This is a genomic window from Halorubrum kocurii JCM 14978 (genome assembly GCF_000337355.1).
In the GTDB taxonomy this organism is placed as follows: Archaea; Halobacteriota; Halobacteria; order Halobacteriales; family Haloferacaceae; genus Halorubrum; species Halorubrum kocurii.
Genome location: NZ_AOJH01000078.1, coordinates 1 through 6,902, shown reverse-complemented (window position 1 = coordinate 6,902; position 6,902 = coordinate 1). Strand labels below are relative to the sequence as shown.

At 70.9% G+C, this 6,902-nt stretch carries 8 protein-coding genes; 6 read left to right on the top strand and 2 right to left on the bottom strand.

What is annotated here, in order from left to right; all coding sequences use genetic code 11:
* On the top strand, window positions 1–1,162 hold a 1,162-nt coding region (locus tag C468_RS12325; RefSeq protein WP_008849228.1), incomplete at its 5' end, for an ArsA family ATPase.
* On the opposite strand, the gene C468_RS12320 is transcribed toward C468_RS12325, so the two are convergent.
* Window positions 1,159–1,812, bottom strand: coding sequence for a hypothetical protein (locus tag C468_RS12320; protein WP_008849227.1), 654 nt, complete (start codon window positions 1,810–1,812; stop codon window positions 1,159–1,161). The genes C468_RS12325 and C468_RS12320 overlap by 4 nt on opposite strands.
* Entirely contained in the window at window positions 1,809–2,540 is a 732-nt protein-coding gene (locus C468_RS12315) for a hypothetical protein (protein ID WP_049912212.1), read from the bottom strand. Before C468_RS12315 ends, C468_RS12320 begins: the two co-directional genes overlap by 4 nt.
* A gap of 90 nt (window positions 2,541–2,630) precedes the next feature.
* On the opposite strand from C468_RS12315, the gene C468_RS12310 reads away from it, so the two are divergent.
* The 5 genes from C468_RS12310 to C468_RS12290 all read left to right on the top strand — a co-directional run.
* Complete coding sequence (locus C468_RS12310; protein ID WP_008849225.1) at window positions 2,631–3,404, top strand: DUF2103 domain-containing protein; 774 nt, start codon at window positions 2,631–2,633, stop codon at window positions 3,402–3,404.
* A gap of 85 nt (window positions 3,405–3,489) precedes the next feature.
* On the top strand, window positions 3,490–4,149 hold the full coding sequence (locus C468_RS12305; RefSeq protein ID WP_008849224.1) for a metal-dependent transcriptional regulator: 660 nt from the start codon (window positions 3,490–3,492) through the stop codon (window positions 4,147–4,149).
* A gap of 129 nt (window positions 4,150–4,278) precedes the next feature.
* On the top strand, window positions 4,279–4,980 hold the full coding sequence (locus C468_RS12300) for a LysE family translocator (RefSeq protein ID WP_008849223.1): 702 nt from the start codon (window positions 4,279–4,281) through the stop codon (window positions 4,978–4,980).
* Window positions 4,981–5,051: 71 nt separating this feature from the next.
* Window positions 5,052–6,104, top strand: coding sequence for an NAD(P)-dependent glycerol-1-phosphate dehydrogenase (locus C468_RS12295; RefSeq protein ID WP_008849222.1), 1,053 nt, complete (start codon window positions 5,052–5,054; stop codon window positions 6,102–6,104).
* Between the two features lie 121 nt (window positions 6,105–6,225).
* Window positions 6,226–6,902 (top strand): DUF420 domain-containing protein (locus C468_RS12290; RefSeq protein WP_008849221.1); only part of this gene is annotated, 677 nt, incomplete at its 3' end.

Genomic DNA, 6,902 nt, shown 5'->3' with positions numbered 1-6,902 from the left:
GGAGAGCGAGGGAGACGGGAACGGCGACGCCGATCCCGAACCCGACCACTCCGACGACTCCGACCTCCCGACCGAGACCGACGCCGCCACGGCCCTCCCGGTCGGCGTCGACGCCCCGGACTACGTCCTCTACGGCGGGAAAGGGGGCGTCGGGAAGACGACGATGGCGGCCGCGACCGGGCTCGCCTCCGCGGCGGGCGGGGTCAGCACCTTAGTGGTCTCCACCGACCCGGCCCACTCGCTGTCCGACACCTACGAGACGGAGATCCCGGCGAAGCCGTCGCGGATCCGCGAGGAGATCCCGCTGTACGCCGCCGAGATCGACCCCGACGACGCGATGGAGGAGGGGATGTTCGGCGCCGACGGCGACCCCCTCGGCGGGATGGGCGAGATGGGCGACGCGATGGGCGGGATGATGGGCGGCGCGGGCGGCCCTGCGGGCGGCGCGAGCGACGCAGAAGGCGGAGAAGACGCCGGCCTCGGCTCCCTCCTCGGCGGCACGATGCCCGGCGCCGACGAGGCGGCCGCGATGCGCCAGCTGCTGGAGTACCTCGACGACCCGCGGTTCGACCGCGTCGTCGTCGACACCGCGCCGACGGGCCACACCCTCCGGCTCCTCCAGCTGCCCGAGATCATGGACTCGATGATCGGCCGGGTGATGAAGCTCCGGCAGCGCTTCTCGGGCATGATGGACGGGATCAAGGGGATGTTCGGCGGCGGGGACGACGACCTCGACCCGTCCGCCGACCTCGACGAGCTCCGCGAGCGGATCGAGCGCCTCCGGAGCGTGCTGCGGGACCCCGACAAGACCGACTTCCGCGTGGTGACGATCCCCGAGGAGATGAGCGTCGCCGAGTCCGAGCGGCTCGTCGCCCGCCTCGACGAGTTCGGGATCCCGGTGAACACGCTCGTGGTCAACCGGGTGATGGAGGGTGTCGGCGACGTGACCGGCGGGAGAGAGACCACGATCGACCCGGAGTGGATCGTCGAGCCGAACCCGGACACCTGCGAGTTCTGCGCGCGTCGCTGGGAGGTCCAGCAGGCGGCGCTGCGCCGGGCCACGGACCTGTTCCGCGGACGCGACGTGAAGCGGGTCCCGCTGCTCGCCAAGGAGGTCCGCGGGGAGGCCGCGCTGCGGGTCGTCGCCGCGTGTCTGCGCTAGGACCGCTCGTCCAGCGCTCCGTAGAGCGCCTCCCGAACCCGCTCCGCGACCCCTGTGAGGTGCGCTTGTCCGAAGATCGCCACGAGGAGCGCCCCCACGGAGTTGTACATCAGGTCGAACACCGTGTCGTCGAGCCCGTGTTGCGCCAGCGGCATCGAGACCCCCGTCTCGTCGGCGACGATATCGAGCCCGAACTCGAACAGCTCCCAGACGACGCCGAACGCGAGCACCACCACGAAGATGAACACGAACGCGAACCGCGGCGGGATGCGTATCTCCTCGCTGTGCAGGTCGATAGCGCGCAGCGTCGTGTACCCCGCGCCGGCGACCAGCGACGCCGACAGCGCGTGCGTCAGGTGGTCCCACCACGGGATCTGCGCGTAGAACCACGCCGATCCCAGCGTGTGCAGGAACACCGCCGTCGTGATCCACACGCCGAGCCACGGGTCGAGCGTGATGTTGTAGTTGCGTTCGACCAGCGCCGGCACGAACGTGACGAACAGCCCCAGCCCGCCGTTGGTGATCGCCTTCGGCTGGCCGAACGCCGCGCCGTAGACGACGATGCCGGCGAGCAGGATCTGCATCAGCCGGGTGAGCCGGCGCTGCGTGCGCAGCGACGGGCGAGCGCGGAGGGTGCCGCGGACGTTCATCGGCGCACCACCCGCCCTATCGCTCGGCGGAGCCGGGCACCGCGCCGCCGGAAGTACGCGTCGAAGAGGACGCCGGCGGCGAGCCCCGCCAGCGTGACGTAGATCCACTCGATCATCAGCGCCTCGTTCGTCGTCAGGAAGGCGGTGTCGAGCAGCCGGTCGGCGTTCCACCGGAGCACCGTCCACGCGGCCGCGGTCGCCATCGTGGTCAACACGACGAACAGGACTGCGAACCACTGGGTGACCCGGAGCGACGTGAACATCTGGAGCTCGACGGTGACAATCAGCGCGAACGCGGCGATCGCGAGGTACGTCGCGAACGTCCCGAGCTCCCCACCCAGGAGCACGCGCACCAGCACCGGCAACAGCGCGAGACTGAGCACCTCCCACGGAGGCATCACCCGCGGGTCCCGCGACGAGACCCCCGGCGCGACCACGACGGCGATGATGGCGGCGGTGAGGACCATCGGGAGGAGGTCGAGACCGAGCAGACTCTCGACGAAGGCACCGGCGAGCACGGCCACCATCGCCCACCCGATCACCGCGTTCGTCCGCCCGCTGCGGAACAGCCGCACCAGCCGGTCCTCAATGGCGTCGCGGTCCGAAACATCCGGATCGGAGTCGACCGGATCGGAGTCGACCGGATCGGAGTCGGCCGGATCCCCAGCGTCGCCCTCGGCCGCCCGCTCTCCGTCCGAGGTGTCCGCCTCGGATCGGTCGGTGTTCATACTCTCTTTCAGGTCTGCCTCCACTATATGGGTTGTCTCCGCGACACGGCGAACGGACGCACTTTTACCCGTCACGGCCCTCTCCATCGTATGAACTGCCGGCGGTGTGGAACCCCCCTTCGCAAGCCCGGGGACTACTGTCTCACCTGCAACACCGCCAACGCCGACGCGGTCGTCGTCGAGTTCGACGACGACCGCGCCCGGCTCACGATGCTCGACGAGGACGAGGTCGTCGGCGAGACGACCGTGACCACCCGCCCCGAGAGGGACGAGCAGCTGACGGAGATCCAGCTCCGCAACTTCGCCGGGCGCGTCGCTGACGAGATCCGCCGAAAACGACCCGACACCGTCTACGCCGCCGGCGCGCGGGAGCCCCTCCGCGAGACCCGCGCGCAGGTCCACCACGAGTTCTACCGCGTTCCCGACGCGAAGGCGGACGCCGGCGGAGAGGCGGCGTCCGACGGTCGCGAACGCGCGAGCCCCGTCGTCTCGTGGGTGCTCGACCGCCGCGGCGACCGCGCGCTGGAGGTCGTCGAGACCCCGCCGCGCGAGAAGATAGGCGGATCGCACTCGACGCTCATCGGCGACCGCAAGGGCCGGAAGGCGGTCGGTACCGTCGCGCAACACCCCCACGTCAAGAAGATCGTCCCCGGCCCGATCGACGCCGGCGGCACCGGCTCCCGGACGGGCCTGCGCGCGAAGGCGACGCGCGCCGGGACGAACGGAAACGTCCGGCTCCTCCTGCGGGACGGCTCCAGCGTGCAGGAGAACCGGATCGTCACCACCGCGATGGACCGCGAGACCGGCGAACGCGTCCGCGAGGACCTCAACGAGGCGCTTCGGGACGCAGAGCTGCAGGACTGACCGCTCCGGGGAGCGCCCATCGAACGGTGGCCGACCGCGGGAGTTCCCGGTAGGTATTTCCGCCAGCGCGCGCGATCGCTTATAAATGCTGAGCGACGTGATGGAGGACTACCTGAAGGCGATCTACGTCCTCCAGTCCGAGCAGGGGCCGCCCGTCTCGACGTCGGCGATCGCGGAGTACCTCGACAAGACCTCCCCGTCAGTCACCGACATGCTGGGCAAGCTGGAGGAGCGGGGGCTCGTCGAACGCGAACCCTACCGCGGCGCGGAGCTGACGGCGGAGGGCGAGGCGGTCGCCCTGGAGATCGTCCGCCACCACCGGCTGCTGGAGGCGTTCCTCGCCGAGCGGCTCGACTACGACTGGAGCGAGGTCCACGAGGAGGCCGACGCTTTGGAACACCACATCTCAGAGGCGTTCGAGCGGCGCGTGGCGGAGGCGCTCGGCGACCCGGCCGTCGACCCCCACGGCGACCCGATCCCGAGCGCGGACCTCGAACCGGTCGACGAGGAGAGCGGCGCGCGGCTCGCGGACCGCGAGGAGGGCGACCGCGTGGTCGTCGCCCGCGTCTCCGACCGCGACGAGGACGAGCTAGAATACCTCGCCGACGCGGGGATCACGCCGGGCACCGAGATCGAGGTGGTCGACGTCGCCCCGTTCGGGATGGTGACCGTGGCGACGCCGACGGGCGAGCAGAGCCTGCCGGCCGAGATCGCCCGCTCGATCCGGGTCGAGGACGCGAGCTGATCCGACGAGGGAACTGCCCGCGACGCCCGGCCCTCATCGCCCACACTCGTACATCAGTGCGGATACCTCGCCCGTGACGCCCACCGTTCGTTCGCGGGGCTTTTCACGAAAACGGCCCTCCCGAACGGTGTGAGTCTCCTCGTAACGCTCGGCGCCGGCGTCGTCTTCGGGCTGGCGCTCGCGGCCCCGCCCGGACCGATGAACGCCGTGATCGCCGAGGAATCGGTGCTGCGCGGCCGCCTCGCCGGCTTCCGGGCCGGCCTCGGCGCCGCGACGGCCGACGCGATCTTCTTCGTCCTCGCGTACGTCGGCGTCGTGGCGGTCGTGGAGTCGTTCCCGCTGTTGCAGGGCGCCATGGTCGCGGTCGGCGGCGTCTTGATGCTGTACTTCGCCGTCGGCGCGGCCCGCGGCGCGCGCGCGTCGTTCCGGCCCACCTCGGGCGACGAGCCGATCGTCGAGGATGGGAAGGGGTTCCGCAAGGCGCTGGTGCTCGCCCTGACGAACCCGTACCAGGTGCTGTTCTGGCTGACGATCGGGGTCGGGCTCCTCCGCCCCGGCGAGCTCGACGTGCTCGCCCGGCTCCCCGTCGTCGGCCAGGAGCTCGCCGGGACGCTCGTGGTCGCCACCGGCTCCCCGGCGCTCATCGGCGGGTTCTTCTTAGGCGTGTTGACGTGGATCGTGGGATTCCCCTCCGGGCTCGTCGCCGCCGAGCGGCGGATCGAGACGTTCGCCCCGCTCGTCGCGGTCGGCTCCGCGGTCGTCCTCGCCGGGTTCGGCGTCTACTTCCTCTACGACGCGGCGACCACGCTGGCGGCGCTCGGAGCCTGGTGAGCGCATCGGAGGTCCAGCGCCCCGCGGCCGACATGGACAACGGCTTTCACCCGCGGGCGCGACGCCCCGGTATGTTCGAGAAGACCACGTGGATCAAGCTCCCGCGGAACGTGCTCGTGGGCCACGGCGTCCTCGACGACCTCGGGGAGGCGGTCGGCGAGCTGTACCTCACGGGTCGCCCGCTGATCGTGACGAGCCCGACGCCCGACGACATCGCCGGCGATCGGGTGCGGGCGCAGTTCGACGACCCCGCGACCGCCGTCGTCGAGGAGGCCTCCTTCGACGCGGTCGAGGAGCTGAAAGAGACCGCGGAGGCGGTCGACCCCGGCTACCTGATCGCCCTCGGCGGCGGGAAGCCGATCGACATCGCGAAGATGGCCGCCGACCACCTCGGCGTCGGCTTCGTCTCCGTCCCCACGGTCGCCTCCCACGACGGGATCGTCTCGGGACGCTCGTCGATCCCCGAGGGCGACACGCGCCACTCGGTCGCGGCCGACCCGCCGCTCGCGGTCGTCGCGGACACGACGCTGATCGCGGACGCGCCGTGGCGGCTCACCACCGCGGGCTGTGCGGACATCATCTCGAACTACACCGCGGTGAAGGACTGGCGGCTCGCCCGCCGGCTGCGCAACGTCGAGTACAGCGAGTACGCGGGCGCGCTCTCGGAGATGACCGCGGAGCTGCTCGTGGAGAACGCCGACATGATCCGGCCCGGATTAGAGGAGTCGGCGTGGGTCGTCGTGAAAGCGCTCGTCTCCTCCGGCGTCGCGATGTCGATCGCGGGCTCCTCGCGGCCCGCCTCCGGCGCCGAGCACCTCATCTCCCACCAGCTCGACCGGACCGCGCCCGGGCGGGCGCTCCACGGCCATCAGGTCGGCGTCGCCTCGATCATGACGGAGTACCTCCACAGCGGCGAGAACGGCGAGTGGACCGCGATCCGCGACGCGCTCGCCGAGCTGGACGCTCCGACGACCGCCGCCGAGCTCGGGCTCGACGACGCGGAGCTGATCGCCGCCCTGACGAGCGCCCACGAGATCCGCGACCGGTACACGATCCTGCAGGGCGGGATCAACGAGGCGGCCGCGGTCGAGGTGGCGACCGCGACGGGCGTCATCGAGCGATGAACCGCGCCGGGCGTCATCGAGCGATGAACCGCGCCGGGCGCGGAACCGCTCCGCGCCCGCGATGCCCGGCGACCCGTCCCGTCCTCGAAAGCGAAATAACCGTCCCGCGACAACCCCCTGTATGTCCACCGTCAACGTTCGCGACCGTGCCAAGGAACGGGCCGGCGCGATCACCGTGCTCCTCACGATCGTCGGCTACGGCGCGGTCGGCGGCGTCTTCCTCGTCCCCCAGTTTCAGGCGCTGTTCCCCGAGCTGACCCGGGGCACCGTCGACCTCCTCGCGCACGCCATCGCCGCCGTCAACACCGTCACGATCGTCACGCTCTCGCTCGGGTGGTACTGGATCCGCAACGGCGAGGTGAAGAAGCACGCGGCGGCGATGACGACCTCGTTCGCCCTCATCCTCGTGTTCCTCGGGCTGTACCTGCCGAAGGTCGCCGGCGGCGGAACGCGGGAGTTCGTCTTGGAGTCGGCGTACGCGTGGGTCCCGCTGTGGGACTGGATCTACCCGGCGTACCTGATCATGCTCGCGATCCACATCGTCCTCTCCGTCGTCTCCGTGCCCGTCGTCCTCTACGCCATCATTCTCGGGCTCACCCACTCGGAGTCGGAGCTCCGGAACGAGACCCCGCACCGACGGGTGGGCCGGATCGCCGCGAGCGCGTGGCTCCTGTCGCTCGTGCTCGGCGTCGTCACCTACCTCATGTTGAACCACGCGTACGACTCGACGTTCGCGGCCGCCGAGGCCGCGTCGGCGCTTCTGCCGGCGGGCCCCGGGCTGTCTCTTATACACATCTC

What these genes read in the sequence shown, in the direction of transcription:
- C468_RS12320 (WP_008849227.1), bottom strand. Translation starts at nt 1,812, where the DNA reads ATGAACGTCCGCGGCACCCTCCGCGCTCGCCCGTCGCTGCGCACGCAG.
- C468_RS12315 (WP_049912212.1), bottom strand. Translation starts at nt 2,540, where the DNA reads ATGAACACCGACCGATCCGAGGCGGACACCTCGGACGGAGAGCGGGCG.
- C468_RS12310 (WP_008849225.1), top strand. Translation starts at nt 2,631, where the DNA reads ATGAACTGCCGGCGGTGTGGAACCCCCCTTCGCAAGCCCGGGGACTAC.
- C468_RS12305 (WP_008849224.1), top strand. Translation starts at nt 3,490, where the DNA reads ATGCTGAGCGACGTGATGGAGGACTACCTGAAGGCGATCTACGTCCTC.
- C468_RS12295 (WP_008849222.1), top strand. Translation starts at nt 5,052, where the DNA reads ATGTTCGAGAAGACCACGTGGATCAAGCTCCCGCGGAACGTGCTCGTG.